This window comes from Rhodopila sp. (assembly GCF_965277825.1).
Classification (GTDB): domain Bacteria; phylum Pseudomonadota; class Alphaproteobacteria; order Acetobacterales; family Acetobacteraceae; genus Rhodopila.
In genome coordinates, this window is record NZ_OZ255846.1 from 4723536 (window position 1) to 4749028 (window position 25493).

Annotated in this window: 24 protein-coding genes and 1 tRNA gene; 16 read left to right on the forward strand and 9 right to left on the reverse strand. The window is 61.4% G+C overall.

Going from position 1 to position 25493, the window contains the following annotated elements:
• Positions 1 to 1104: an HlyD family secretion protein gene (locus ACQY4T_RS22740; protein WP_428535327.1), complete on the reverse strand. Its 1104-nt coding sequence runs from the start codon at positions 1102 to 1104 to the stop codon at positions 1 to 3.
• Positions 1104 to 1589, reverse strand: a complete 486-nt coding sequence (locus tag ACQY4T_RS22745; protein WP_428535329.1) for a MarR family winged helix-turn-helix transcriptional regulator — start codon at positions 1587 to 1589, stop codon at positions 1104 to 1106. The genes ACQY4T_RS22740 and ACQY4T_RS22745 overlap by 1 nt, the downstream gene beginning before the upstream one ends.
• 132 nt (positions 1590 to 1721) lie before the next feature.
• Here ACQY4T_RS22745 and crcB point away from each other — a divergent pair, with 132 nt between their 5' ends.
• Together crcB and ACQY4T_RS22755 are read left to right on the forward strand one after the other, a co-directional pair.
• Complete coding sequence (crcB, locus tag ACQY4T_RS22750; protein WP_428535331.1) at positions 1722 to 2099, forward strand: fluoride efflux transporter CrcB; 378 nt, start codon at positions 1722 to 1724, stop codon at positions 2097 to 2099.
• A 130-nt stretch (positions 2100 to 2229) separates the two neighbouring features.
• On the forward strand, positions 2230 to 3285 hold the full coding sequence (locus ACQY4T_RS22755) for a glycosyltransferase family 4 protein (RefSeq protein WP_428535333.1): 1056 nt from the start codon (positions 2230 to 2232) through the stop codon (positions 3283 to 3285).
• A 71-nt stretch (positions 3286 to 3356) separates the two neighbouring features.
• On the opposite strand, the gene ACQY4T_RS22760 is transcribed toward ACQY4T_RS22755, so the two are convergent.
• Both ACQY4T_RS22760 and ACQY4T_RS22765 read right to left on the reverse strand, forming a co-directional pair.
• Positions 3357 to 4532 (reverse strand): glycosyltransferase, encoded by a 1176-nt coding sequence (locus ACQY4T_RS22760; RefSeq protein ID WP_428535335.1) that lies wholly within the window; start codon positions 4530 to 4532, stop codon positions 3357 to 3359.
• Between the two features lie 776 nt (positions 4533 to 5308).
• Positions 5309 to 6352 (reverse strand): rod shape-determining protein, encoded by a 1044-nt coding sequence (locus tag ACQY4T_RS22765; protein ID WP_428535337.1) that lies wholly within the window; start codon positions 6350 to 6352, stop codon positions 5309 to 5311.
• Positions 6353 to 6633: 281 nt separating this feature from the next.
• Between ACQY4T_RS22765 and ACQY4T_RS22770 the strand changes: the two genes are divergently transcribed.
• The gene (locus ACQY4T_RS22770; protein WP_428535339.1) at positions 6634 to 6840 is read left to right on the forward strand and encodes a hypothetical protein; all 207 of its coding nucleotides are present in this window, start codon (positions 6634 to 6636) and stop codon (positions 6838 to 6840) included.
• Positions 6841 to 6965: 125 nt separating this feature from the next.
• Here ACQY4T_RS22770 and epmA read toward each other — a convergent pair whose 3' ends face one another.
• The 4 genes from epmA to ACQY4T_RS22790 are packed head-to-tail and all read right to left on the reverse strand — an operon-like array spanning position 6966 to position 10404.
• On the reverse strand, positions 6966 to 7985 hold the full coding sequence (epmA, locus tag ACQY4T_RS22775) for an EF-P lysine aminoacylase EpmA (protein WP_428535341.1): 1020 nt from the start codon (positions 7983 to 7985) through the stop codon (positions 6966 to 6968).
• Between the two features lie 54 nt (positions 7986 to 8039).
• Positions 8040 to 8564 (reverse strand): hypothetical protein, encoded by a 525-nt coding sequence (locus ACQY4T_RS22780; RefSeq protein WP_428535343.1) that lies wholly within the window; start codon positions 8562 to 8564, stop codon positions 8040 to 8042.
• 59 nt (positions 8565 to 8623) lie between these two features.
• Entirely contained in the window at positions 8624 to 9568 is a 945-nt protein-coding gene (locus tag ACQY4T_RS22785; protein WP_428535345.1) for a glutamate cyclase domain-containing protein, read from the reverse strand.
• A 35-nt stretch (positions 9569 to 9603) separates the two neighbouring features.
• The gene (locus tag ACQY4T_RS22790) at positions 9604 to 10404 is read right to left on the reverse strand and encodes a putative hydro-lyase (protein WP_428535347.1); all 801 of its coding nucleotides are present in this window, start codon (positions 10402 to 10404) and stop codon (positions 9604 to 9606) included.
• An 86-nt stretch (positions 10405 to 10490) separates the two neighbouring features.
• Between ACQY4T_RS22790 and ACQY4T_RS22795 the strand changes: the two genes are divergently transcribed.
• The 13 genes from ACQY4T_RS22795 (at position 10491) to ACQY4T_RS22855 (ending at position 23793) form a co-directional block, all read left to right on the forward strand.
• The gene (locus ACQY4T_RS22795; protein ID WP_428535349.1) at positions 10491 to 11027 is read left to right on the forward strand and encodes a VOC family protein; all 537 of its coding nucleotides are present in this window, start codon (positions 10491 to 10493) and stop codon (positions 11025 to 11027) included.
• A 244-nt stretch (positions 11028 to 11271) separates the two neighbouring features.
• Positions 11272 to 12054, forward strand: coding sequence for a TerB family tellurite resistance protein (locus ACQY4T_RS22800; protein WP_428535351.1), 783 nt, complete (start codon positions 11272 to 11274; stop codon positions 12052 to 12054).
• Positions 12051 to 12839 (forward strand): N-acetylmuramoyl-L-alanine amidase, encoded by a 789-nt coding sequence (locus ACQY4T_RS22805; RefSeq protein ID WP_428535353.1) that lies wholly within the window; start codon positions 12051 to 12053, stop codon positions 12837 to 12839. The genes ACQY4T_RS22800 and ACQY4T_RS22805 overlap by 4 nt, the downstream gene beginning before the upstream one ends.
• 42 nt (positions 12840 to 12881) lie before the next feature.
• A tRNA-Met gene (locus ACQY4T_RS22810) sits at positions 12882 to 12956 on the forward strand.
• 372 nt (positions 12957 to 13328) lie between these two features.
• Complete coding sequence (locus tag ACQY4T_RS22815) at positions 13329 to 13997, forward strand: phosphoribosyltransferase (RefSeq protein WP_428535355.1); 669 nt, start codon at positions 13329 to 13331, stop codon at positions 13995 to 13997.
• Positions 13994 to 14659 (forward strand): HAD family hydrolase, encoded by a 666-nt coding sequence (locus ACQY4T_RS22820; protein ID WP_428535357.1) that lies wholly within the window; start codon positions 13994 to 13996, stop codon positions 14657 to 14659. The genes ACQY4T_RS22815 and ACQY4T_RS22820 overlap by 4 nt, the downstream gene beginning before the upstream one ends.
• 276 nt (positions 14660 to 14935) lie before the next feature.
• A complete protein-coding gene (locus ACQY4T_RS22825; RefSeq protein WP_428535359.1) occupies positions 14936 to 15838 on the forward strand; it encodes an alpha/beta fold hydrolase in 903 nt (300 codons plus the stop codon).
• Positions 15839 to 15919: 81 nt separating this feature from the next.
• Positions 15920 to 16906, forward strand: a complete 987-nt coding sequence (locus ACQY4T_RS22830; RefSeq protein ID WP_428535361.1) for an NAD-dependent epimerase/dehydratase family protein — start codon at positions 15920 to 15922, stop codon at positions 16904 to 16906.
• Positions 16903 to 19017, forward strand: a complete 2115-nt coding sequence (locus ACQY4T_RS22835; RefSeq protein ID WP_428535363.1) for a GumC family protein — start codon at positions 16903 to 16905, stop codon at positions 19015 to 19017. Before ACQY4T_RS22830 ends, ACQY4T_RS22835 begins: the two co-directional genes overlap by 4 nt.
• Entirely contained in the window at positions 19017 to 20285 is a 1269-nt protein-coding gene (locus tag ACQY4T_RS22840) for a glycosyltransferase family 4 protein (protein ID WP_428535365.1), read from the forward strand. Before ACQY4T_RS22835 ends, ACQY4T_RS22840 begins: the two co-directional genes overlap by 1 nt.
• 40 nt (positions 20286 to 20325) lie before the next feature.
• Positions 20326 to 21492 carry a glycosyl transferase family 1 gene (locus ACQY4T_RS22845; protein WP_428535367.1) on the forward strand — a complete coding sequence of 389 codons (1167 nt, stop codon included), beginning with the start codon at positions 20326 to 20328 and terminating at the stop codon, positions 21490 to 21492.
• A 73-nt stretch (positions 21493 to 21565) separates the two neighbouring features.
• A complete protein-coding gene (locus ACQY4T_RS22850) occupies positions 21566 to 22489 on the forward strand; it encodes an alpha-1,2-fucosyltransferase (RefSeq protein ID WP_428535369.1) in 924 nt (307 codons plus the stop codon).
• On the forward strand, positions 22486 to 23793 hold the full coding sequence (locus ACQY4T_RS22855; protein WP_428535371.1) for a hypothetical protein: 1308 nt from the start codon (positions 22486 to 22488) through the stop codon (positions 23791 to 23793). The genes ACQY4T_RS22850 and ACQY4T_RS22855 overlap by 4 nt, the downstream gene beginning before the upstream one ends.
• Positions 23794 to 23857: 64 nt before the next feature.
• Here ACQY4T_RS22855 and ACQY4T_RS22860 read toward each other — a convergent pair whose 3' ends face one another.
• On the reverse strand, positions 23858 to 25282 hold the full coding sequence (locus tag ACQY4T_RS22860; protein WP_428535373.1) for a hypothetical protein: 1425 nt from the start codon (positions 25280 to 25282) through the stop codon (positions 23858 to 23860).
• Positions 25283 to 25493 lie beyond the last annotated feature (211 nt).

The window sequence follows — 25493 nt, forward strand, 5'->3', positions numbered from 1 at the left end:
CTAGAACAGGTCGCGCCAGCTCCGCGTGTGACCGGTGTCGATATCGGTCACGACGCTCATGCCGGCGCGCAGCTCCGGATCCCCTTGCTTGTGTTCGACCTTGATGCGGACCGGGATACGCTGCACCACCTTCACCCAATTTCCCGAGGTGTTCTGCGCCGGCAGCACCGAGAACTCCGACCCGCTATTGGGCGCGATCGCCTCCACCTCGCCCTTCCAGCTACGTCCCGGATAGGTATCGACGGTCACATCCACCGGATCGCCGCGCTTTACATGGGTCAGCTCGGTTTCCTTCGGGTTGGCCTCGACCCACACATCCTCGGTCGAAACCAGGCCGAACGCCGCCGTCGCCGCGGCCAGATACATCCCTGGTTGCACCGTCTCGACCTGCGTAACGATGCCGCTGAACGGGGCGTAGATCACCGCGTGGTCAAGCTCGCGCTGCGCCTCGTCGACCCGAGCCTGGGCCTTTAGGTAGTCGTTCATGGTGGTGACGTCGGCGTCGGCATTACCGCCCAATCGTGCGAGTTGCACAGCGGCCGTGACCTTCAGCGCCTCGACCGCCTGCTTGACGGCCATGACCTGGAAGCGCGCATTGTCGTAGTCCGCCCGGGTGACGCCGCCGCTCTTGATCAGGTTGGCGAAGCGTTCAAAGTTCGCCTGGTCGGATTGCAACTGCGCCTGCTTGACATCGACGTCCCGCAGCATCCGCTTGTAGTCGAGCTTCATGCCGTTCAGCGTCGAAGCCATGGCATCGCGGTTGGCGGTCGCGCCGGCGAGGGCGATCTCGAACGGGCGCCGGTCCAGGCGCAACAGCACGTCGCCCTTGTCCACCCGCTGTCCTTCGTGCACCGGCACAGAGGCGACGATGCCGGAGACGTCGGTGGAAATCACCTCCTTGGCCGCGCGCACATAGGCGTCGTCGATAGATACCACGCGCCCGCCGGTCAGCCAGTAGAAGCCGACCGCTGCGACGACCGCGGCGATGCCCCCCAGCATCATGATCGGACGCAATACCGCGCGGCCAAGCCGGCGGCGGGCGGGCGCCTCGGTGACCCGATCGGTAACCCGAGGTGCCGGTCCCGACATCGCGGCCTGAGACATCAGACCGCCTCCCGCGTTTCGGTGTCGACATGTTCGGCGCCGCGGCGCGATGCGTGAGCCTCCTGCGTCAGGGTCGCTTTCATCCGCATCAATGCCTCGATCATGGATTCTATGGACTCTTCGCCGATGCCCGCGGTGACGAGACGCGTCATTTCGGCACGCTGTTGGTCGATTTCGTGCAGCACGTCGCGCGCCGGCCGCAGCAAATGCAATCGCCAGATGCGGCGGTCGCGCGGGTCCGGTCGGCGTTCGACCATGCCGCGGGCTTCCAGGCGATCGATCAGCCGGGCCACCGTGATCGGCTCGACTTCCAGCAGTTCGGACAATTCCTTTTGCGAAATTCCCGGCTGGCGTTCCAGCCAAATCAAAATGGCCCATTGTGCCCGGGTCATGCCGTGCAGCCGCGCGCGCTTGTCGGCATCCACGCGCAGCAGGCGCGCGACGTCGTGCAGCAAAAACAACAGGTCGCGGTGAAATTCGTCCAATGACGGTTCCTCAGGGTTGCGCTGATAATAAGCTGCGTTATCATATGTATTCCAGCCTGGTTGCTATGCGTGCAGCGCAGGGCCGCTGCCCGCACCTGGAGTACCAGTCGAGGACGATCATTGGGGACCTCCATGGGCGCCTGGGTCGCGGTCGCCATAGGCGGCGCAATTGGCAGTGTGGCGCGGTTCGGGCTGGCCGCGGCGATGACGACGTTGACCGGGCCTCGGTTTCCCTGGGGCACACTGCTGATCAACGTGTTAGGTTCATTCCTGATCGGCCTGGTTGGCGGGATGACGCTGACGCCTGAGCGCATCGCCCTGCATCCCACAATCCGCGTCTTCCTGATGACCGGCGTATGCGGCGGGTTCACCACTTTCTCGGCGTTCAGCCTGCAGACGCTGGAATTGATGCAGGGCGGCGAGGTGGTCCCGGCGTTCGGCTATGCGGTCGGTTCCGTTGTTCTGTGCGTCATCGCTACCTACTGCGGTTGGCTGCTAGGGCGCCTCTGATCGTTTTCTGCGCCGTGTCGGCCCGGTCGTGTCATCGGGCTGCGGCCGCGCAAGGCGAACATCCTGCCCGGGGATGGCCGCGGCGTCGCGAAGGCGATAGACGATCCGGCCGCCACGACCGGACCGTCGCATGACCCTTGCCGCCTTGTTCCGCCACCTGGGATTTGCCGCACTGCTCGTGGTGCTGTCCGCCGGCACGGTCCGGCTGATGATCGAGGCCCGGCTGATGGACGCGCCGGAAGCCCGCAAGGCGCACAATCGGCCGACTCCGAAGGGCGGCGGGGTGGGCATCGTAGTGACGTTCCTGGTCGGCATCGCGGTGTTATACCGCTACGCCGAGTTTTCCCGGCTGGCCGACCCATACTTCCTTGGCGTGATCGAAGCGTCGGTGGCGATGGCTGTCGTTGCCTTCCTCGATGACCTGTTCGACTGGCCGTTTATCGTCAAGCTCGGTGCTCAGGTGCTGGCGGCCTTGGTTGCGGTGTCGAGCGGCCTGTTCGTGACCGACTTCCGAATCCCTTACATGGGACCGTTGCCGGTTGCCTGGATCGGCATCGCGGCGACCCTGGCCTGGCTGTTGTTCACTACCAACGCGATGAATTTCATCGACGGACTGAACGGGCTGGCGAGTGGTGTGGCGCTGATCGCGTGCTTGTTCATCGTGTTCATCGCCGAGCAGCATGGCGGCTGGTTCGCGTATGCCACGGCCGGGCTGCTGGCCGCGGGCCTGGTCGGCTTCCTGCCGTTCAACTTTCCCAAGGCGCGCATCTTCATGGGCGACGTCGGCAGCCAGTTCTGTGGCTTCATGCTGGCGGTGCTCGCGGTCGTGGCCAGTCGCTTCGATGGGGTGGAACTGTCCTTCCTGCTGATGCCGATGCTGTTGTCCGGCGTGCTGTTCGACGTCGCGTTCACCCTGGGGCGCCGTGCTTTGCAGCGTGAGGCGCTCACGCAGCCGCATCGTGGGCACCTGTATCAGGTGGCGCAGCGGTCCGGCGTTCCCGCTGTCACGGTGACCCTGGTGCACTGGAGTTTCGCGGTTTTCGGGGGCGCCTGCTGCCTGATCTTCATCGCCGCGCCGTCGCTCTACAAACCCCCAGTGCCGTTCCTGACGCTGCTGCCGCAAATGGGCTGGACGTGGTTCGTGGTGCGCCGCGCGCGGGCTGCCGGATTGCGCCGCTGGGGCTGACCGTTTTCACCAGAGGTATTGTCCCACGATTGATGCGCTTGGACGCTCCGCCCTGGGCGATCGGCTATCGACTAGACCAAGCTCCTGAATAGCCGCGCATATTCGTCGGCACAAGCGGCGTAGCTGAACGCCTCGGCACGCCCGCGCAGGGAGTCGCTCGACCATTGCCGTCGGTCTTGCAGAACACGACCCAAAGCCGACGCCAAAGCGCCGGGATTGCGCGGCGGAACCAGTGTGCCAAATTTACCATGCGCCAGAATGTCCGCCGGCCCATGCGGGCAATCGGTTGAAACCACCGGCGTGCCGCATCCCATCGCTTCGACCAGCACGTTACCAAACCCTTCGGATCGCGAGGACAGCACGAACGCGTCGGCCTCGCGCATGTAGGGCAGCGGATTTGACACAAAGCCCTCGAACGCGACGTGCTCGGCGATGCCCAGTGATCCGGCCAGCGCCCGCAACTCGTCGAGCATCGGGCCGACACCCAGCAGCATCAGCCGGGATGGGCACTGTCCGACGTGCAGGGCGAAGGCCTGCAGCAGGGTTCGCTGATCCTTCATCTCCACCAGGCGGCCAGCGGTGACGAACACCGGGCGGTCCTTTTGGGCCAGCCAGGGATGATGCACAGGCAGACTCGCGCGTGCTCCAAAGTCATCGCCGATCACCCCGTTGAAGATCGTGCTTACCTTGCTTGGCGGGAAGCCGACATCGATTATTTCGCCGGCCAGGCCGTCGGAAACCGCGACCGCGTGATCGATACGAGAAGCCAGGGCTCGGTAAAACCATGGCACCACCCGGTGCTTCCAGTTCACCGTGGCATGAAACCCCGCGGTCAGCGGGTTGTGCTGGCAGATGACCAGCCTGGTCTGGGACCCCGCCAAGGTCTTCGCCAGCGCTGCCGCTATGTTGTTGTGGTCGACGTTGGCCATGAAAATATCCGGCTGTTCGTCGCGCAGGAACCGGCGGAGCCGCCAGATGTCCTGCAAGGTGCGGGCGCTGTGCAGATTGACCACCGGCACCCCGGGCGGCAACAACGACACCAGTTCGCCGCGCATCTGGTGGACTATGAGTACGACGTCGACCCCCCTCGCCTGCAGTTCGCTGGTCAGCACCAGGCTCTGCCGCTCGACGCCGCCAGGTGAAAGATCATGGATATAAATCGCTGCGGTAATCGGCTTTTCGGCCGAGGTATCAAACACGTGCCGCGCGGTGTCCGGCCGGCGATCATCGTAATCAATGGTCTGCACAATCACCCCAAGCTTGAATCAATCACAGGAAAATGGGAGCGCTCAGCGTCGACCTTGGCGGCCGCGGAAATTAGTGGCTTTCCCGCAACCATCCGTCGACCCGGCGCGGTTTTGAGATCGTTGTGTGCAGTAGCTAACAAACTACCAAATGACGAGTCGGTCGCCACGCCCCTGCGATCACGATCCCGTAGTGCAACGTAAAGTTGTGCTGGTGCGCCATCTTAAAACCCACGCGATCACCCGTTGTGCAAATTAGCAAATGGGTGATACACGGGTGCCGACAAGACCCCATTGCGCGCAAAAACTTTCACATGCGCAATGTATGCGCGAATCGGAGCTACATCCGCTAGGATTCGGTCTGGCTGAAGCTTCGTGCCCCATTTGCAACCAAAGGAGCGAGTCAGAAGACGCACCTTCGGTGTTCGCATCGCTGAGGAATGCGACATCGCGATGCACGGGCACCGACATCAGTATGCCGAACCGAAGCCGCACGCCTCACCGAACACGTTGGATATGAAATCGGTCTGCTTCTCGGGCAGGACCGCTGTCCAGCCGCATGAAGGTGTCGATACGCGCGCGCTGAGTTTGTGTAGATGCCCGTAGGCGGGTTCAACCCGAGCGGGATCGATATCGGACCGCAGGCTCGCGAGCTGAGCGCGTTTGTCGTGCCCGAGCCAGCCGCATCTCGTCGGCGAGGCGTTGGTGGTCTGGACCAGCCCGGCGATGTTTCACGCGCAGCGGCACGGCATCGCGCAGGCTGGCGACACAAGCCGAAATTAGTACATACTTGTCAGCACGTTGCTTAAGCGCTTCTTCTCCTCCAAGGCGCGCCCGGTGCCGAGCGCCACGCATTGCAGCGGATTGTCGGCGACGGCCACCGCGAGCCCGGTGGCTTCGCGCAGCGCTTGATCCAGCCGATACAGCAACGCCCCCCCGCCAGTCAGCACAATTCCCTTTTCGACGATGTCGGCCGAAAGTTCCGGCGGCGTATTCTCCAACGCAACCTTGACCGCCTCGATGATCGCCGACACCGGCTCCGTCAGGCTGTCGGCGATCTCGCGCTGGGTCATGACGATCTCCCGCGGCACGCCGCTCAGGAGATCGCGGCCGCGCACCTCGCGATACGGCCCGGGGTCGTCGGCATCCAGCGTCGCCGCCGCACCGATATCCATCTTGATCCGTTCGGCCGAGGACTCGCCGATCAACAGATTATGGTGGCGACGGATATAGCTGATGATCGCCTCGTCCATCTTGTCGCCGCCGACCCGCACGCTACGGGCGTGGACGATGCCGCCGAGCGAGATCAACGCGACCTCGGTGGTGCCGCCACCGATATCGACGACCATGCTGCCGGACGGGTCGGTCACCGGGAGGCCGGCCCCGATCGCCGCCGCCATCGGCTCCTCGATCAACCGCACGCGCCGGGCTCCGGCACTTTCCGCGCTTTCCTGGATCGCCCGCCGCTCCACCGCCGTGGACCCAGATGGGACGCATACGATGATCAGAGACGAGGCAAAGCCGCGCCGCTTGTGCACCTTACGAATGAAATGCTTGATCATTTCCTCGGCGACCTCGAAATCGGCGATCACGCCGTCGCGCAGTGGCCGGCTGGCGGTGATGTGGCCGGGGGTCCGGCCCAGCATCTGCTTGGCTTCCTCGCCGACCGCCACCACTTGCTTCTTGCCGCGCACCTCGGCGATGGCGACGACACTCGGCTCCGACAGGACAATACCGCGCCCCTTGACGTAAACCAGCGTGTTGGCGGTGCCAAGATCGATGGCCATGTCGGCTGCCATTAGGCCGAGCAAGCGGGTGAACATTGAAGACACCTTCGTCATGATCACCCCGGCAGACGCGGGAAGCGCCGGCAGGGGTCGAGTTGCGCAATACAGCACATATGCTCTGGGCGAGGCGGGGCTTATCGTAAGGTGGCCTCCGGCGGGTTCGCTGAGCGAAAGCCGGTGGGCTTACCTTCCGCTTGTGACGATCACAAGCAGACGTTGACATTCGTTTGATCGCTGGCCACGAAATTGCCGGCTTTTGGCCGGGAAGTCCGTCTGATTCCACCTTATCTCCAAGCGACCAAATAAAGGAGGATATGATGCGGGTTGCAAAAATCGTCTTGTTGCTTTCCGCCTCGCTGGGCCTTGCGGCGTGCGGTTCCACCCCTGGAACCCGAGCGGTGACCGGCGGCCTGCTTGGCGCCGGAGCTGGCGCCGGGGTGTCGGCGGTGACTGGCGGCCGGCCGGCAACCGGGGCGCTGATCGGCGGCGGAGTTGGCGCGGTGGGCGGCGCCGTCACGCATTGACCCGGCGGCCTCGGTGTTTGCGGCCTATGCTGGGACGCCCGGTTCTGTCGGATGTCCGCGCGCTCTGAGCGTTCCGCTTACGTCGGGATCATGATCCGCGCGAAACACCGTTCCGCTGCTTCCGATCAATCGGAATCGTCCCGCGGCAGCCACAATACCTGACCGATTCGATCGGCGCCCGATGCGATCATTGCCAGGCGGTCGAAGCCTAGAGCGATGCCTGCACTCGGCGGCATCCCGAGCGCCAGCGCGGCGAGAAAGTCCTCGTCCAGCGCCCACTCGGGGCCATCAAGATCATGCCGGCGCGCTCGGTCGGCGACGAACCGGGCACGCTGTTCCACGGGGTCGGTCAGTTCGACAAATGCGTTTGCCAGTTCGATGCCGCAGATGAACAATTCGAACCGTTCGGCGACACGTCTATCAGCCGGGTCACGCCGGGCAAGCGCGGCCTGCGCCGCGGGCCAGTGCGTCAAGAATGTCGGATGCCGGCGGCCCAGGGCCGGCTCGATCCGCTCCAGCAGCAAGCGGAAGAACAGATCCTCCCAGGTTTCCGCCGGTCGCAACGTGGCGCCTGCGGCGGCGGCCAAACCTGCCGCATCCTCGCCGATCGCCAGCAGGTCGACCCCGACATGGGTGGCGAACGCCTCCGATACGGTGAGGCGCTCGAACCGCGACAGATCGGTGGTGATGCCGCGGCAGCGTACCACCGCGGGCAGGGTCGAGCGCAACAGGTCAGTGGTTTCGGCGATCAGCGCGTCGAGGCCGGCCCCGGGCCGATACCATTCCAGCATGGTGAATTCGGCGGCGTGCAGGGCACTGCCTTCGCCGTTGCGCCAGACCCGGGCAAATTGGAAAATCGGGCCGGAACCAGCAACCAACAGCCGCTTCATGGCAAGTTCGGGGCTGGTGTGCAGCCAGAGCTTCTCGGTACTGCCGTCGGGACGGTGGCGAACCGTGGCGAAGGCCCGCAGATGAACCTCCTCGCCGGGCGAGGCAACGGCGTAGGGTGTTTCCACCTCCGTATAGCCGCGCGAGCCAAAGAACGACCGGATCGATCGCGTCAGGGAGGAGCGACGTTGCAGAAAAGGCAGGCGGTCGGCAAGGCTCTCGGGATGCCAGACCGGGCGCGATGCGGGATGGGTCATGCCGCCTTGTTTAGTGGGTCGGGCGTTCTGCCGCCAAGTCGCTGCGAGAGCACTTTACTGGTCCGCGTGCTTCCAGTTTCGCGCCAGGAAGCCTCTGGCATCAACGGTATCCACGGTTACGTCGATAGAGGGGGCGTTGTCGCGGCAGCGCCAGCGGTAAATGGTGTCGTGACCGGTGACGAACATCGGCACAACGCGGGATTGTCCGTGCGCGCGGCACCATGCGAACACGGCGGCCGGATTCCGCTCTGTGTTTGCCTTGCCGCAGGCCAGGTTGGCGCCCGTCGTGCACACCAGCGTCTGTCCATCCAGGCAGCGATAGACGGTGGTCTTTCGGATCAGGGCGTCCGGCATATCCAAATGGAACAGTTGCCTGGCGCGGGCCGTGAGTTGAGCTGGCAACGGCATCAGCGTGTCATTGGTGATGCCGGCGCGGCAGATCGCCGTTGATTGGGCGGTTTGCGCGGGACCAGCGGTTTCCGCGGAGGCAGCGGTTGACAGAGCAAGAAAAGCGGTCAGCAGCGCGCCGGCGAGGCCGCGTGGTACGATGTGGGAAAACCATTGTCGATTCTCGATCATGGTCAGACCGATAATCCTTAGCCGTGGCGCCGCTGTGATCACTGGTGCGTCATAGCCGGTCACACATCCGCTGCGATGTCCGCCGCTGGGCGGTTGCCGATGACGGCAAGTATGTCTCGCAGCACCGCGTGATGCACTGGAAAATCCAATGCATCGATGGTGGCCGCGTGTCGGAGCGAAACGCCATCGACGGCTGGACCGTCGCGCACCATTGCCTCGACCACCGCGCGGTCGAGGTGCTCGGCAAGGCCAGCCAGCATCGCACCGGACCACTCCGGACGCAGCACGGCCAAGGCGGCAAGCAGGGCGTAGGCGCCCCAGTGTGAGACCCCGGCGGTGATCAGAAAGTCCGCCGGCACCACGCAACCGATTGCCTCACCCAGCGGGACGTGCTTTGCGATCAGTCCCGGGTCGACGCGCCCCATGCCGATTTCGTTGCCGCCATCGCCGATCGCGATGCTACGCCACGGTCCGGCACTGAACAGCCGGTGCAAGGGCGCGGCATGGGCCGAGATGTCAGTGCCGCGCATGTTCCGCGGATGGCCGTCGGCGGCGGGGCCGCAGCGCTCGATGGCGATCACCCAGTCGATCGCGCCGCGGCGCCAGCGGTCGATCAGCGGGTCGACCGGTTGATCCGGAGCCGCGGCGTCGATCGGAACGGCGGTGGCGCCGGCGGCATCGAGGGCGGCGCGGCAGGCAGACCGACAGGTCGTGTCGGTGGCCAGCCGGCAGGACAGACCGGCGTGAATGAAGGCCCGCGCAATCAGCGCGGCTCCGGCCGGGCCGTCGGTTTCGGCGGCTGGCGGATCCGCGTGCGGGACGAAGAAGCCGGTGATCAGGCCGATGCGTGGTTGGTGGGACGCGCCGAGGGCCGCCGCTGCGCGGCCCAAGCCGCCTTGCGTGGCGCCGAACACCGGGTTCATGCCGCGGCCGACGTCACGATGTATCGCGGCCTCGATGCGGTCGATCAAGGCGCGGGGGCGGTCATCAAGGCGCTGGGTCATGCCGAGGCGACGTCCGAGCGGACGGCGAGACTTTGCTACAGCGCAGCCAAAGACGTATTGCGCAGGTCGGTAATGAGCATCGCGCCCGGTGCATGGGTAATGCAGAACGCCGGCTTCGCTTGCGCGATGACGGCTTGAGGGGTCACGCCGCAGGCCCAGAACACCGGCATTTCGTCGGCCGCAATCGGCACCGCGTCGCCGTAGTCCGGTTTGGTGATATCGGGGATCCCGATCGAGGCAGGGAAGCCGAGATGCACCGGCGCGCCGTGAACCGAGGGGAAGCGCGATGTGATCTGCACCGCCCGGATCGCATCTTTTGGCTTCAGCGGTCGCATCGAGACCACCAGCGGGCCCTGAAAAATGCCGGCAGGAACGCACGCGATATTGGTGCGGTACATCGGGACATTGCAGCCGCGGGCGATGTGGCGGACCTCGATGCCGTCCTCGATCAGCGCTTCCTCGAACGAGAATGAGCAGCCGATGGCGAAGCTGACCAGATCGTCGCGCCAGATGTCGCGGATTTCGGTGGGTTCGGCGATCAGTTCGCCGTTCCGCCAGACCCGGTAGCGGGGCAGGTCGGTGCGGATATCGAGGTCCGCGCCGAGGACTGGGAAATGCGGATCGCCGGCCTCGGACACGGCCAGGATGGGGCAGGGCTTGGGATTGGCCTGGGCGAAGCGTAGAAAATCGTGCGCCAGTGCTTTCGGCAGGATGACAAGGTTGGCCTGGACGTTGCCGGGTGCCAGGCCGGAGGTCGAGCCGCTGAACGCCTGGGCGCGGATCCGGGCCCTTTCGCGACCGCCGGCGTTGCCGGCCACATCGGATATCGCGTTCATGATCAGGCCTCGTCGCTGGTCAAAAGTGGCTACTCGCGGCAGGGTAGAACCCGTGCCGCACCGCTGCAACAGGAGGAACAACGCTGATGAGCACGCCACCCTTTCAACTTGGCAAGATTGGCCACGTCGCGCTCTATGTCGCCGACCTGACGCGCTCGGTTGCGTTCTACACCGAGGTGCTGGGATTTCATGTCTCCGATTCCTACGCTGACGACATGATGCCGGGAGGCGCGGCGTTCCTGCGCTGCAATCCCGATCATCACGGAATCGCGCTGTTCAAGGCGACGGCTGAGAACCCGGCCGGTGCCGGCCTGCATCACCTCGCTTTCGAGGTCGGTTCGCTGGACGATGTTGTCCAGGCGCGGGCGCATTTGCGCAGTCACGACGTGCCGATCGATTTCGATGGCCGCCGCCGCGCCGGGGGGCAGATCGCGGTGGAGTTCCGTGACCCCGACAACCACCGGCTGGAGATTTACTGGGGAATCGACCAGATCGGCCCGGGCGAGCAGGCGCGTCCGGCCGAGCAGTGGAAGGGCGCACTCAGTCTGGAGGCGGCGATCGCTGACCCGGTCAAGGGGCAGGATACGCGATTGAGGGACCCGGGGTTGCTGACCGGGGCTTGAGACGCCCGACCGGGGAGGCCGGGTGGAACCACCGAGCCGCATGGTCGACCGATGCGGTCGCGGAGCTGGTCGACAAATGCGGTGGCGGACCTGGTCGACCGGTGCGGTCGCAAACCTGGTCGACCGATGCGGTCGCGGAGCTCCTCCGCCGATGCGGTCGCGGATCCCTGTCGCCCTAGGCGGCGGTAGTAACCGAAGCGTTCGTGCTTTGCTCCGATCGGCCGCGCCGTGATACCTTGTACCCATGGGCTACTGGGGTAAGATCATTGGCGGCACGGCTGGCTTTTTCGTGGGCGGTCCGTATGGCGCGGTGATCGGCGCGGCGTTGGGGCACGCCGCCGACTCGGGATCGGTCGAGAGCATCCGCCGGCCGTTCCTGCAGGCAACACCGTTCAATCCGGCTCGGGTGGCTGGCCTGCTTGGCCGGCGCGAGGAAGTTTTCGCCATCACCGTGACCGTGCTGGCGGCCAAGCTGTGCAAATGCGACGGGCCGGTGAAGCGGGCCGAAATCGACGCCTTCAAGCGTAATTTCCGGATTCCACCGGCCTCGGCCCGCGGTATCGGGCGGCTGTTCGATCAGGCGCGCGACAGCACCGATTCGTTCGAGCCCTATGCCGCGCAGTTGGCGGAAGCGTTTGCCGACACCAGGGGCGTGCTGGAGCAGGTGCTGGCCTCGCTGTTCAACATCGCCCGAGCGGACGGGCCGTTGAACGCGCGCGAGCAGGAGTTCTTGCGGCGGGTGCAGCGGCGGCTGGGATTGGAGCCGATGGCGTGGGATCGGGCATCGGGCGAGGCGCCGCGGCGACCAATGGCGGCGGATGAGGACGATCCGTATCTGGAACTAGGGGTGCCGCGGTCGACCAGCGGAGAGGAATTGCGCGCAACCTGGAAGCGCCTGATGCGGGAGAACCATCCGGATAGCCTGGCGTCTCGGGGCGTGCCTGCGGATTTCGTGGCGCGGGCCAGCGAGAAGGTGGCGCGGATCAATGCCGCGTGGGACCGGATCAAGCGGGAACGCGGGCTGTGAGGCACCGGCAGATCCCGTCCTGGCTGCGTGAGGTGCCGCCGGTGGTGTCGAACCGCCCTGCCCTGCCGATCATCGAACTGCCCAGCGTCAATCATGATGAGCGCGACTGCGCGGTGGACATGCTGATCCTGCACTACACCGGGATGCAGACAGCTCGGGCGGCGCTGGATCGGCTGCGCGATCCGGTTGCGGCGGTTTCGTCGCATTATGTGGTGGATGAAGACGGCACGGTGTTTCGTCTGGTGGCGGAGGATCGGCGGGCGTGGCATGCCGGGGTGTCGCATTGGCGCGGCCACGCCGCACTGAACGCACGCTCGATCGGGGTGGAGATCGTCAATCCGGGGCACGAGTTCGGCTATCGGGATTTCCCGGTGCTGCAGTTGGCGGCGGTTTGTGATCTGTGTCTGCTGATTCAGGCGAGATGGGGGATCGCGGCGCGTAACGTGGTGGGTCACAGCGATGTGGCGCCTGATCGGAAGCAGGATCCAGGGGAGCGGTTTGACTGGCGGGCGCTGGCGGAGAATGGCGTCGGGCTGTGGCCCCGGGATGCGGTTGACCTGGGGACGACCGGGGCGATGCGCGATGCGACGACGTTGCGCCCTGTGCGGGCGGCGCTGGTCGAGATTGGCTACCGGGTGGCGCCGGAAGGGGCGTTGGACCCGGCTCTGTCATCAGTGTTGCGGGCGTTTCAGCGGCACTGGCGGCCCGAGGCGGTCACCGGGCAGGCCGATGACGGGACGCTGGTTCGGTTGCTGGGGGTGCAGCGGCTTGTAAGCGGTGGTTGACGCGGGATGGAGGCGGGGTTATTCCGCCGCCTCTTTCCGGATGGCGGCGTAGCTCAGCGGTAGAGCAGGGGAATCATAATCCCTTGGTCGGCGGTTCAAATCCGTCCGCCGCTACCATTGAGGCTGGCCGGCATGGGGAGGGAAACGGCGCCCGGCGTGTTTCTTCGCCACACTAATTGACATTTTAAGTATTTCGCACTTCGAAGCCGGCGGACTGACGCGATTTCTCCAGGAACAACTTGGCGAGCAGCGTTCGCGAAGGCCAATGCAGTCCGTTCACCGCGCCATGCCGGACCGGCAGATCGGTTTGCCCAGCCGGCTTGAACTCTCGCGCCGGATCCTAGGCGTTCGTACCGCTTCGGACGACGCGGTCGAATTTGGCTCGCGCGATCGGGCATAGATAATCGGTGTTGTCCAACCCGGCGTTCGGGTGTCATCAGCCTTGGTCAGGCCTATGTCAGATCCTGATCGCCGCAAAGGAATAGCCAAATGTCCGGGACACACAGCGCCTCCCGACCTCGATCCAGTGCGTATGCCAAGTTCCTGGATATCGACCATACAGTTTATATGACGGTCGAGGAGGCTGTCGCCCTGTCGCGGGACCTTGCGGACGTCATACGCACCTCGGGCCGTCCGGATCTGCTGGTGGGCGTGGCGAACGGCGCGTTGCTTCCGATGAAGATCGCTGCCGAGGAGCTGGGAATTCCGTTCCAGGTTATCCATCTTCGCCGAAAGGGCAGTCGCTACAAGCAAAAGCTTTTCGCCATCAAAGAGGCGCTTGGCATCCCAACATCGCTGCTGACCATCCGCCCGATGCGGGCGATCCAGACGTGGTTCGAGCACCGGACGTCGGCCCTGGAGGAAGCAAATGATGCATTCACCTTCGACGTCCTCGGCAAGGACGTCATGATCATCGACGATGCAATCCAGACCGGGCGGACCGCCAGGCATTTGAAAGACAGGCTTTTCGCCAAGGGGGCGGCGAAAGCAAGAGTTGCCGTGATCTGCTGGTATCAAGGGGTGGATGATTCCGGAGACTGGAGCCCGGATCTTTATTTAAATCGCCAGTATCAGTGGTATCCCTGGTCCAACAATAGCCCGTATTTCGAGAACACCCTCACCTGGCTGGCGGACAACGGGCTTACCTTTTGGCGATGATTTCGCTGCTGCTGTTGGATCTGGATGGGGTGATCGTGTTTGAGGTGGCCCCGCCCCATGTCAAGAACCTGGAGCTGATTCTTCTCCACGATTTGCTGATCAACGGGCTCAAGACGCTTGGCGTGCCAGTCGTTGTGCTGACCCACCGTTCGCGGGCCGAAGCCGCGGTCATTTTGCAGTCCGCCGGCCTTCAAGGCGACGTGGCGGGCCTTATAGCGGCAGAGGATATCCTGGGCGCCGCGTTTGCGTATGGCACGCCGTGGCAGGTGCTGAGGAAGGGACTGCGCAAAAGCTGGGCCCTGCCGGCGATCGAGCGCCGGTATCGGATCGACCGCAAGAAGATGGCATTCATCGACGACCGGCTGGACAACATCGAGGATCTTGCCGGCAATGGAGTTGGCATCGCGCTGCACGTTCCGTCGGGGATCAACGATGATGGCAGCTTGATAAGTTTCGATTTCGAACAAGTTGTGCGCGTGCTGCGGGACTGGAACGGCGACCCGGCGCCACGCCCCCTAGCCATTGCTCCGCGTATTGTAGCACAGTCGGAATGGTATCGGACCGGCATCAGTACCAGCACTCTTACAATGAGTCCGTTCAACCGAATGCGCCGATTTGGGCGCTCTTTAAGGAATTTACTGTGGAAGCGGGCCGCCGAATAGCTGACAGCCATCGGCATTCGGCTTCCGGAATACACGCAAGCCTATCACAGACATTGTCGCCTAAAAGAAATTTGAGTTAAATCGGAGATGTCCGGATTTCGGCAACTGTCCGCAACTTATTGGCGGAGCATTGCCGCGTTGAACGGTTTCATTCATACGATGCCTATCAGGCCCAATCGTCTGAGCTTGAAGCGGCCCCGGCTTCCGGGACCGGGACTCGGCATCTTTCCCTGGGGGGATTTGCAGCGGACCGTTCGGTTGGAGTAGGTTTAATGCATGACGGGCATGCAGCTAGACCGTATGTCCGGGGGTGCCGTTGCACCTCCGGCGTCTCTGCGACAAGCCGGCTTTGAAAAAGACAAAAAGCTGACGGTGTTCCTCTTACCGGGCTTGAGCGGGGATGTGGGCGAATTTGCCGCCTTGCTGTCGTCGCCTGGGGGGCCAGTTCACTTTGTGCCAATACACTATCGCCATTGGTCGAGTTTGCAACGGGAAGCCAGGGAGCTCGACCGGCTTGTCGCCGACTGTGTGCGTCAGATCGAGAGCCATGCACCGGGAGGGGAAGTTCTCTTGCTCGGCTACTCCTTCGGTGGGCAGATAGGTTGGGCCGTGGCGAGGGCGATGGAAGCCTCGGGGCATCGGATCGGTTTGTTGGGTCTGATCGATGCGCGTGCCTGCCCGAAGGTTCCCCAAGGCCCGGCGTCAAATGCGGAACGCTTGAATCGGCTCATTCGGGGGATTCGGTGCGGCGAGACTGCCGACCAGTTGGCGCGGTTTTCCGCCGGGGCACTTTTCCGGCCTCAGTCCAACTGGGCACGAGCAGCGTTCGGACGGTTACATGCCAGTGGGTTGTTCCCGCGTATGCTCAATCGTATAGATTTTAATATACAAATGAGCTTTCACCTCATTTTATTAAAGGAATGGATGGCCCGCATGGCCGCTTGTAACGAGCGGCTTCGATGCCCGGCCGCCCTATTCAGGGGCTCCGGCTGGCCTTTGGGGGAGGACGCCGATCTCGGCTGGTCCCGCTACCTGGCGACATTGCGCGTGGTGACGATAGCGGGCACCCACGATGACGTCTTGCAGCCGCAAAACGCGGAACAAATAATCGCCCAGGTCGGAGCAATAATATCAGAAGGAGAAGGAGATCTGTCCGTTGAAGGGTACACTTGTATGTGAAATAAACTGGTTGTTTGTTGTCAAAAGGTCGGCTCCCAACCAGAATCTAGAGCAATAATTGCTGGGACTGGAGCACGCTACATGACGCGCGTAGCCGTTGTATGTGGAGCTGGGGGGTTTATCGGCGGGCATCTCGTTAAACGACTGAAGCAAGAGGGTTTTTGGGTTCGGGGCGTAGATCTCAAGTACAACGAATACGCCGCGACCGAGGCCGACGATTTTGTCATCGGGGATCTTCGCGACGGCGTGTTTTGCCGCTCGGTTTTTGATCGCCGGGTGGATGAGGTTTACCAGTTGGCCGCTGACATGGGTGGCGCCGGCTACATCTTTACGGGCGAGCATGATGCCGATGTCATGCACAATTCCGCCACGATCAACCTCAATGTCTTGGATGCCTGCTACCGCCGAAACGCCGGGCGGATTTTCTATTCGTCATCTGCCTGCATCTACCCGGCTTATAATCAGGAAGATCCGTCGAATCCGCTGTGCTCTGAGAGTTCTGCGTATCCGGCCGCGCCGGACAGTGAGTATGGGTGGGAAAAGCTATTCAGCGAGCGGCTTTATTTCGCGTATCGACGCAACTATGGCATGCAGACATTTGTGGCCAGATATCACAACATTTTTGGGCCGTATGGGACTTGGTCGGGTGGCCGCGAAAAGGCTCCGGCGGCGATCTGTCGAAAAGTGGCAGAGGCGCGAAATGGTGGCGAAGTCGAAATCTGGGGTGATGGTGAGCAGACCCGATCCTTCCTCTACATAGACGAGTGTATAAACGGCACGATCAACCTGCTTCGGTCCGCGTTTCCAGGTCCGGTCAACATCGGATCCGAGGAAATGGTCACCATCAACGGATTGGTCGATATCGTGTCCGATATCGCCGGAAAGAAGGTGATGAAAAAGCATGTCACCGGTCCGCAGGGTGTGCGCGGGCGCAACTCGGACAATCGTTTGATCAAGGAAAAGCTAGATTGGGCTCCAGATAGATCGCTTCGATCCGGACTCGAACCAACCTATGCTTGGGTCGAACAGCAGGTGCAGCGGAACTACGCACCTAAGAAGGCCGCGTGAACGGGTATGCGATCAGTGTGGCGGCTCTGCCCGCAATTCTTTCGCGGCGAAAATGGCTCATTCTGCTGTGCGGGCTGCTGGCCGGCGCGTTCGCGCTCGGTGTTACCAAACTTATCCCCTACAGCTATGTGGCACAGGGCGCACTCATCATCGATACGCCGCGGGTTGGGCCGATGGGTGCGGCCGGCGGCACCGAGGGTGTTACGCTCACGCAGGAGGAAATCCTGCGCACCCAAAGGGATGTCATAAGCTCGCGCGGTCTGATTGCGCAGGTCGTCAACAGCCTCAACCTTGACAAAGCCGGGGGCTTTTCGGCCGGCGAACACCTCCCGGGGTGGCTGGCCAGCTTCAAGACGGCGGTAGTTGGGGGCGTTCATTACCTGGTAGACCTGATAGACGGTGGCAATCGACCCGAGGACGCATCGAATGCGGCAGTCGAGGCTGCGATCCAATACGTTTCAAAACACCTCCAGCTCGAGAGCAACGAGCAGAGCAGTGTGGTATCGCTGCAGTTTACCGCAGGAACACCAAATCTCGCGGTGTCCGTGCTGAGCGCGATCATGAACACCTATATCGCGGATCTCGGGAGCGGGAAGCGTGAGGAGTGGACTTCGACAAACCGGCTGATGCTCGAGCGCGCCGCGGCGATGAAGGTTGAAGCAGACGATGCGAAAAATCACCTCGAAAGCTTCCTGCGGCAGCACGGTATTCCGGAAGTCCAGGGATCGTTGGGACCGGCGCTGCAACTGAACAAGAACCAGGATCAACTCTCGACCGCGCGGGCCGATCTGGCCCGCAAGCAGGCGAAGCTGGAAGTTGTTACGCATTTCGGTGCCAGCACCCTGCCCGAGGTCCTCGACTCGCGAACGATACAGCGCTATCACGATACTGAAGCAGAGGTGCTCGGCAAGTTGGCGCTGTTCGGTCCGTTGGACCCGCGGCGCGGCCCGTTGAACTCCGCATTGATCAGTATCCGGTCGCAGATCAACCGGGAAACCGACAAGATCGCGTCATCAATCAGGCGTGACGTCGATATCGCCAACGCGAACGTAAAGCATCTTGAGGCTGCGGTTGCGTCCGAAGCCTCCGCATCACAGGCTTCGTCGGTTGCCGCGGTAACGCTGGCCAGTCTGAAAAGCGATGTCGATGCAAAGCAACAGATGTATATCGCTTTCCAGAAAAGCGCGGCTGACCAAGTGTTGCGGCAGATGTCGCAGTCGCCCCTCGCGCACATCTTGTTTCCCCCGGCACGTATACCTGGACGTCATCTGGGTTTTCCGGCGCTTATCTTGGGGTTCCTGGCAGGCATCCTTTTGTCCGGCGCTGCCGTTGTCCTTCGCTACGTATTCAACTCTACCATACGGACAGCCATGGATCTGGCGATCGCGACGGGTCTCCCAGTCGCGGCAAGTCTGCCCGCGGTCAAAGGCCGCATCGGCAACGGTACCGTCAGCTACTTACCTGCCTTTGCTGAAACCCTTCGAGCGTTGGGCGTTTCGTTGCATCCTGTCGCGCGGGACGAAGCTGAAATTGTGCTTGTCACATCCAGCGAAGTTGGCGAAGGCAAGACGACACTCGCCAGTACGCTGGCCGAAACTTATGCAGGAGACGGTTTCCGTGTCCTTCTGATCGATGCGGATCTGCGCAGACCTAGAGTATCGACCATTCTCAAATTGCAACCGACCCAGACGTTGGAAGCCGTGTTGGCGGGCAAGGTTCATTGGTCTGAAGCCGTGGTGCGTTGCTCATCGTCTGGACTACATTGTTTGCCCGCGAATGGGAGTTCGAGAAACCCAATCAGCGCAATCAATACCCCGCACTTCGCCACGATGATCGGGGAGAGCAAGCAACTCTATGATTACATCATCCTCGATAGCCCTCCTGTCCTTCGGGTGGCGGACCCGTTGATATTGGCGAGGTATTGCCGGCACATCCTGTTGGTCGTTCGCGCCGGTTTCACGCGGGCCGACCTGGTGAGCCAAGCGATGGAGCGGTTTACCACCGAGGATCGTCCAAAATTGCGTGCGTTGCTGACCCGGGTAAAGCCTCAGGATCTTGACAGCGGCGGCTATTATGGCGGCTACGATATGCTGAGGCTTGAGGCAGCCTGATGCGGATTCTGGTTCATGACTACGCCGGCCATCCATTTCAGGTGCGTCTGAGTCAGCGGCTGGCGCTTCGCGGACATGATGTGACGCACGTCTATTTCAGCGAAAATCCAGGGCCAAAGGCCGACTTTAAGCATATGATCCACGAGACGCGCCGGTTGCGGATTGAAGGAATCATCATCGGCAAAGGGTACGACAAGACATCGCTGATTCGGCGGCGCTTTAATGACCGTGAATATGGGGGGCGGGTGGCGACCATTATCGAGGACGTCCGGCCGGACGTTGTAATCTCGGGCAACACCCCAACCGAGGCACAGAGCCGAATCCTGAAAGCCTGCAAGACGAGGCAGGTCCGGTTTGTCTATTGGCTTCAAGATTTCTACAGTATTGCCGTCACCGTGCTGCTGCGGCGAAAGATTGGCCTGTTGGCCGCCCCGATTAGCTGGTTCTACCGCCTTCTCGAACGGCAGCAACTGCGGGATAGCGACGCGGTGGTCGCGATCAGCGACGATTTCGTACCCCTGGCTGCTTCCTGGTCGGGTAGCAAAGCAAAGGTTACTGTAATCGAAAATTGGGCTTCCATCAGTGACTTACCGTTTCTCCCTAAAGTCAATGCGTGGTCCTGTAAGCATGGATACGAGAGTTCGGTGAATTTTGTCTACTCAGGAACCCTGGGGCTTAAGCATAAGCCCGAGCTTTTGGTGGAATTAGCAGCTCAGGATTGGCAGGATACTTCGGTTGTTGTGGTCGCCGAGGGCGTGGGTGTGGAGCACCTTGCTCTTGCCCGAAACGCCCGTGGGCTTCGGGGACTGAAGCTTCTACCGTTGCAGCCTGTGGAGGACCTGCCCCAGGTGCTTGCAGCATCCGACGTGCTCGTCGCCACGATTGACAACGAGGCAGGGAGCTTTGCAGTGCCTTCAAAGGTGCAATCCTATTTGTGCGCGGGTCGCCCGATCCTGCTGGCAGCCCCCCAAGGGAACCTTGCGGCACGAACGGTGGTTCGTGCGAACGCAGGCATCGTTGTAGCACCAGACGATATCAAAGGGTTTGTAGCTGCCGCGGAAAAGCTGCGCGCCGACCCTCAGCTTCGGGCCGAACTGGGCGCCAACGGCCGGGCCTATGCCGAGCGGGTTTTCAATCTGGACAGGATCGCAGACATCTTCGAGGAAGTATTGTTGGGCGCCCCGGAAAATACCAGGTCCGGCGAGTCGCGTGCAGCGTACGGGATCGGGGCGCTCGGAACCGCGTCGACGGCACCGCAATTGCGATAGGCCGGAGCGCGTTGCTGCCCGGGCAGGTTGGGACCGAAACATGTTGGATCTCGCTTGCAAGGATGCCGCTCCTGCGGCCATACACGTCACTTACTTCGCAAATGACCTCGCCGATGCAGCGGTGGCGCGGCGCGTGCATATGCTGCAGATTGGCGGAGCTCGCGTTACGGTGATTGGGTTCCGGCGCACGGAACAACCCATCCACCAAGTCTCCGGTGCCGAGGCTATCGATCTCGGCCGGACCTTTGACGCCCGTTTCCTGGATCGGGCCATGAAGGTCCTGCGGCGTTCGCTAGAGGCGGGGCGCTGGAAAGATTTGGTCGTGCGTTCGGATGTTCTGCTGGCGCGGAACGTCGAGATGGCGGTAGTCGCTGATTGCGCACGAATCTGGTCAGGTGCAAACGTCAGACTTGTCTATGAATGTTTGGACATACATGGATTGTTGTTGGCAAGCGGCATACCCTCTGCGTTACTTCGGTGGTGGGAGAGAAGGCTTATAAGCAGGTGCGCTGCGCTGATTGTCAGTTCCCCTGGTTTTCTGGTGAACTATTTCGAACGTCTAGGAATCCCGCTACCGACAGTTGTCGTGTCCGAGAACAAGCGAACAAATCCGGCTGCGGATCTGCAGCGTCCCGCGGTTGATACAAGCCGGGTCCACGCACCCTGGAGAGTGGGCTGGTTCGGAAATATCCGTTGCGTCAGGAGTTTTGAAATCCTGAAGGATCTTGCTCGGTGCCACCCAAACCTGATTGACGTGGAGCTGCGCGGCCGCCCGACCAGCACGTTGAAGGCCCTTATCGCCGAGCATTTGCCGCTTAGGAACATGCGCTTCGGCGGCCCGTACGTTCAAACTGAATTGGCTTCGATATACCAACCATGTCATCTAGCCTGGGCAATTGACTTTTGGCAGCAGGGTCAGAATTCGGACTGGTTGCTGCCAAACCGTATCTATGAAGGTGGATTTTTCAACTGTCCTCCGATCGCGCTCGCCGGCACGGAAACCGCCCGCTGGTTAGAGGATCGGGCGGCTGGCGTAATCCTGCAGAGTCCCGAGGAAGAATTTGAAACTTTTGTCACAACGCTCACGGCGGCGCGCTACGCGGAATTGAAGCACGCCGTCGCCGCAATACCGACAACAGATCTTGTGCATACGGTTGAGGAATGCGAGCGGTTCGCCAACGTGCTTGCCGGCAGACCGGTTCAGTGACCAGGCGGAACCGTGTCGGTACGCTTGTCCAATCTGGCCGCCAAACCAAATGACCTGACAGCCAAGGACATCCATGCGCGAACGTACTACTTCCTGGATATATCCAAGCCTGCCGGGCGGTCCGGACTACGGCATCATTCGGATTGCCGGGGCCGGGATTGGGAACTGTCTGTACGTTTACTTCCACGCGGTCGTGCTAGCCAAGCAAGCGAACGCCCGTCTAATCGCCCCGACTTGGTCTTCCGTCAAGATTGGGCCACTGCTGCGCATGGAAAGAAGCCTGCGAAGATATGGGACGATGTTTCGGGCGCATCCTGATGAGGTCCACGGGCCGATGAAAGCCGTGCGTTTGGCGTCGCTATGGCCTGGACATACCCGTATTCAGCTTGGCACCATGCGAGGCGTCAGCGTCGCCCGTGCGGGGCTGACGATCGTTCAGGCCACGGAATTCTCGTTCGAGGGGCTTCATCAGCATCGCGAAATGATCCGCGATCGGCTGCTGGAGATTCTGTCAACGCCGTTGGGCACACGCCCAGACTGGGGAGCAGGCGACTACGCCGCGGTGCACATCAGGCTGGGTGATTTCGTGCAGGTACAGCCGGAGCAAATCATCACCGGGATGGTGGCGAACATGCGCATCTCATTGGCTTGGTACGACCGGGTCATCCGTCGGGTGCGCTCGGTTTTTCCAAATTTGCCGATCCATGTCTTCTCCGATGGCAGAGCGGACGAACTGGCTGAAATACTGGCTTTGGACGGTGTCCATCTACGGCGTGAGCCGACAGACATCGGTGACCTGCTGGCGCTTGCGCAGGCAAAGCTGCTGATTGGATCAAATTCAACGTTCTCCCGATGGGCAGCCTTCCTCGGCGATATGCCTTCCATCTGGCTGAAAACAAAGGTGCCGCCGGAGCAACCGACGAGTGACCGGACGGCGATCCATTATGTCGCTGATAACTGTGATATGATCACCCGAGAATCGGTAATTGCGGCGTGATCAACCGTCTTCGCCGAGCCAACACCGAGCAGCGAAAGCTGCTTTTTTCTCTTGGAACGAATTTCGCGACCCGAATTCCCGGCTCGATCGGAGTGTTGTTCTTTCTGCCGCTTATCCGTTCGGGATTAGGAACGGAAGACTATGCCAGGTTGCTGGCGGCATCGGCCTTAGGTATTGCCGCGACGTTCCTGTCAGGCGGGTTCAATGTCGTGGGACGCCGGCTTGTGGGAGAAGCATACGCGGCTGGCGATAGGAGGGGCGAGGCGGCGGCGTTTGCGAGTCTCTCAGTCGCGAACGGTGCTTCTGTACTGTTTGCCTTTGCGGTCATCATTATCTACTGCTTGGCGGTCGGGGCTGGTGTTGCATATTTGCTCGCCGCGGCTCTGCCGGTCGTCGCTGCGTTTTTCAATACGTTCGACAACGTCCGATCAGCCTACAATGAACATTACGTTACGGCCACGCTTTTGATCCTCCTGCAAGTGATTGCCTACACGATCGGATTCCTGGTGCCGTTTACGCGGCAGAACCTCGTCGTTAGCGGCTTTGTGCTCACAAGCCCCTACTTGTTCGCCAGTCTCTTCTCAGTTGTGTTGCTGCTACGCAAACGATCCTATTTGACGGGAGGCAGTTGGGATTACACTTGGCGGATTATCCGCGAAGGGACGGTATATGCCCTAGCCGACGGGTTGCTGACGACCACGTTGAGTCTGGCGGTGGTGTGGTTGGAGACGGTAGCCAGCGCGCAGACCTCGGCATGGTTCGCAACACTTGTCCGTCTTTTCCAGATTTTCCTGGTGCCGGTCATTCTTCTGTTGATACCGCTATCGAGCTATATCCGCGTTGTCTGGAACACCAGTGGACCGGCGAAGCAGCAAGCCTTTGCCAGCATTACGCTGTTGATGGGACTTGGCTACGGAGCGCTCGTAGGGGTCGCTCTGCTGTTCGTATCCCGCCTCTACATCGGTGGCGTGCTCCATTTGCCCGCGCCGGATAATTTGCTGCACGTCCTGCCCTGCTTCGTGCTGTTTGCAGCGATCGTTGCGTACAGGACGTACTCCTCGATTGCCTATCTCGTTCTTGATGATTCATCACATCTCTCGTGGTGGACAACCTTCGCGGTCATCACGGCGGTGATCGTAGCTGCTGCTTCGAGCCTTGAGATCGATGCCCTCGGGGCGATCAACATTTATGCCTTCTTGGCGGGATTGCTGATGATCGGTGTCTTGTTCTGGAACATGACTCGATTCATTCGATCATCCCGCTCTCGAGCGTCCAGCGGATCAGGCATCCTCGCGAAGCCATAGCCGCGCTAAAGCGCCACGTGTTTCGCTATCAAATGCCACGGTTGCGGAGAATCCCGGGCGCTGCTCAGGGCAGGTAAGGCTGTTTGTCCAGAGCTCGGGCGCCGGCAAGCATCGCCGGCTGTCGCGATGACCGAGTGCTGCTTGAGGTGAGCCCAAGCCCTTCGCGGCTTAGGGGAACAATCATGCAGAAAATGATGGCAATGAACTGAACGGTGGTCCCGCCGAGAAGATAGCCGCCGGTGAAATGGAATATCACCGAAAGCGCAACTGCTAACGGCAGGTTATACGATCTGGAGATAACCATTAGATACAATGCAACGTACAGGATGGTGGTCAACAAGCCATACTCATTCATGAGCTTGACGACCGGCCAGGGATTCCCAAGCGACGCCGTTGTCGATCCGGCGCCTGTTCCGGTCAGGAAATATGATGGATCGGACAAAAGTTTAACAAAGTTTTCGGCCGGGAGCCAAATCCGGCCACCCGCACTGCTGCTCGCATGATGGAGTTCACCGACGCGCGAAAGCAGAGGAAGCGGCACGTCCAGCGCGAGTGCAGTCAACAAGGCGATCAAAGCCGTGGCGCCAATAAGCAGAAAGACTGGCAAGGGTTGGCGGGCGAGCAGAAACGGCGACGCAATCAAAAGCATTGTCAGACCTGTCCCGCCCATGCTGAAAGCGGTTGCGGCGATCATAAGCAAAGCGTATCGAGTACGCTTGAAATAGGTCATTTCGATAATTGCGGCCGACGCCGCGAACAGCGATACAACCGAGGGTTCGAGAAAGAAGAACCCGTTGGGGCGTTGGAAGGTCGAGTTCCACGGGTAATGTGCGTCGTAGAAGTAGTGTTGCAAGAGAACCGATTTCGGCAACAGCCGATTCATGCTAATCGGATCGCTTAGTCCCGTTATCTTCTGGTAGAAAAATTGCACGAACACGATTAATGCCGGAATGATCATCATGCCTACAAAGCGCTTCAGCAAGAGTCGATATGCGGACTCGGACACGAACCACGTGACCGTCCAAAAACTGTAAATAAGCAGCAGTTCTACGATGCTCGGAATTGAAACACTCGCGCCGGACACTGCCTGTGAAAGAAGACAACTCCCCGCGAACAACATGTAGCAGCCGAGCCGCAAGGGAGCGAACCGCATCCGTCCGGTTATCAACATGAAGCCGATGTGGCCGGCCATGATCACGATCGGCAGGCTGATCTGGAAGGAAAGCGGTCCGAGCGCCAACTTTTGCAGATAGACGACAACGAAGAGTTGCACGGTTCCGAACTTTATCGCGGCATGCTCTTCGTTTATGCGCGGAGATTCAACGTTTTCCGACCAGCCACTGTCGTCAGGCTGATTCGTGGCCGCACGCCGCGGTTGGGCTTTGAAACGGGCCGCGGCCGGTGCGCCTAAAGTTGTCAAATACCGTTCCGATTTTACCGATGTTGCGGACGCGTGGCCTTGAAAGAGCGAAGGCAGACGCGGGGGCATTGGCGTAAAGCGTTCATGCGACCCACAACCTCACCGCCCTCTTTTTGAAGACGGTTAATTCTACAACCTGCCAGGCCAAAACGAAAGCTGCTCAATGCCAGGGGATGAACGAGCCTGTGTGCGGGATGGAGGACTCTGGTGAGCTGAAGCCGCCCGCTTCCTTGTCCGATTCGGTCAGAATGTTACTTTATTGCACGATAATACTACCATT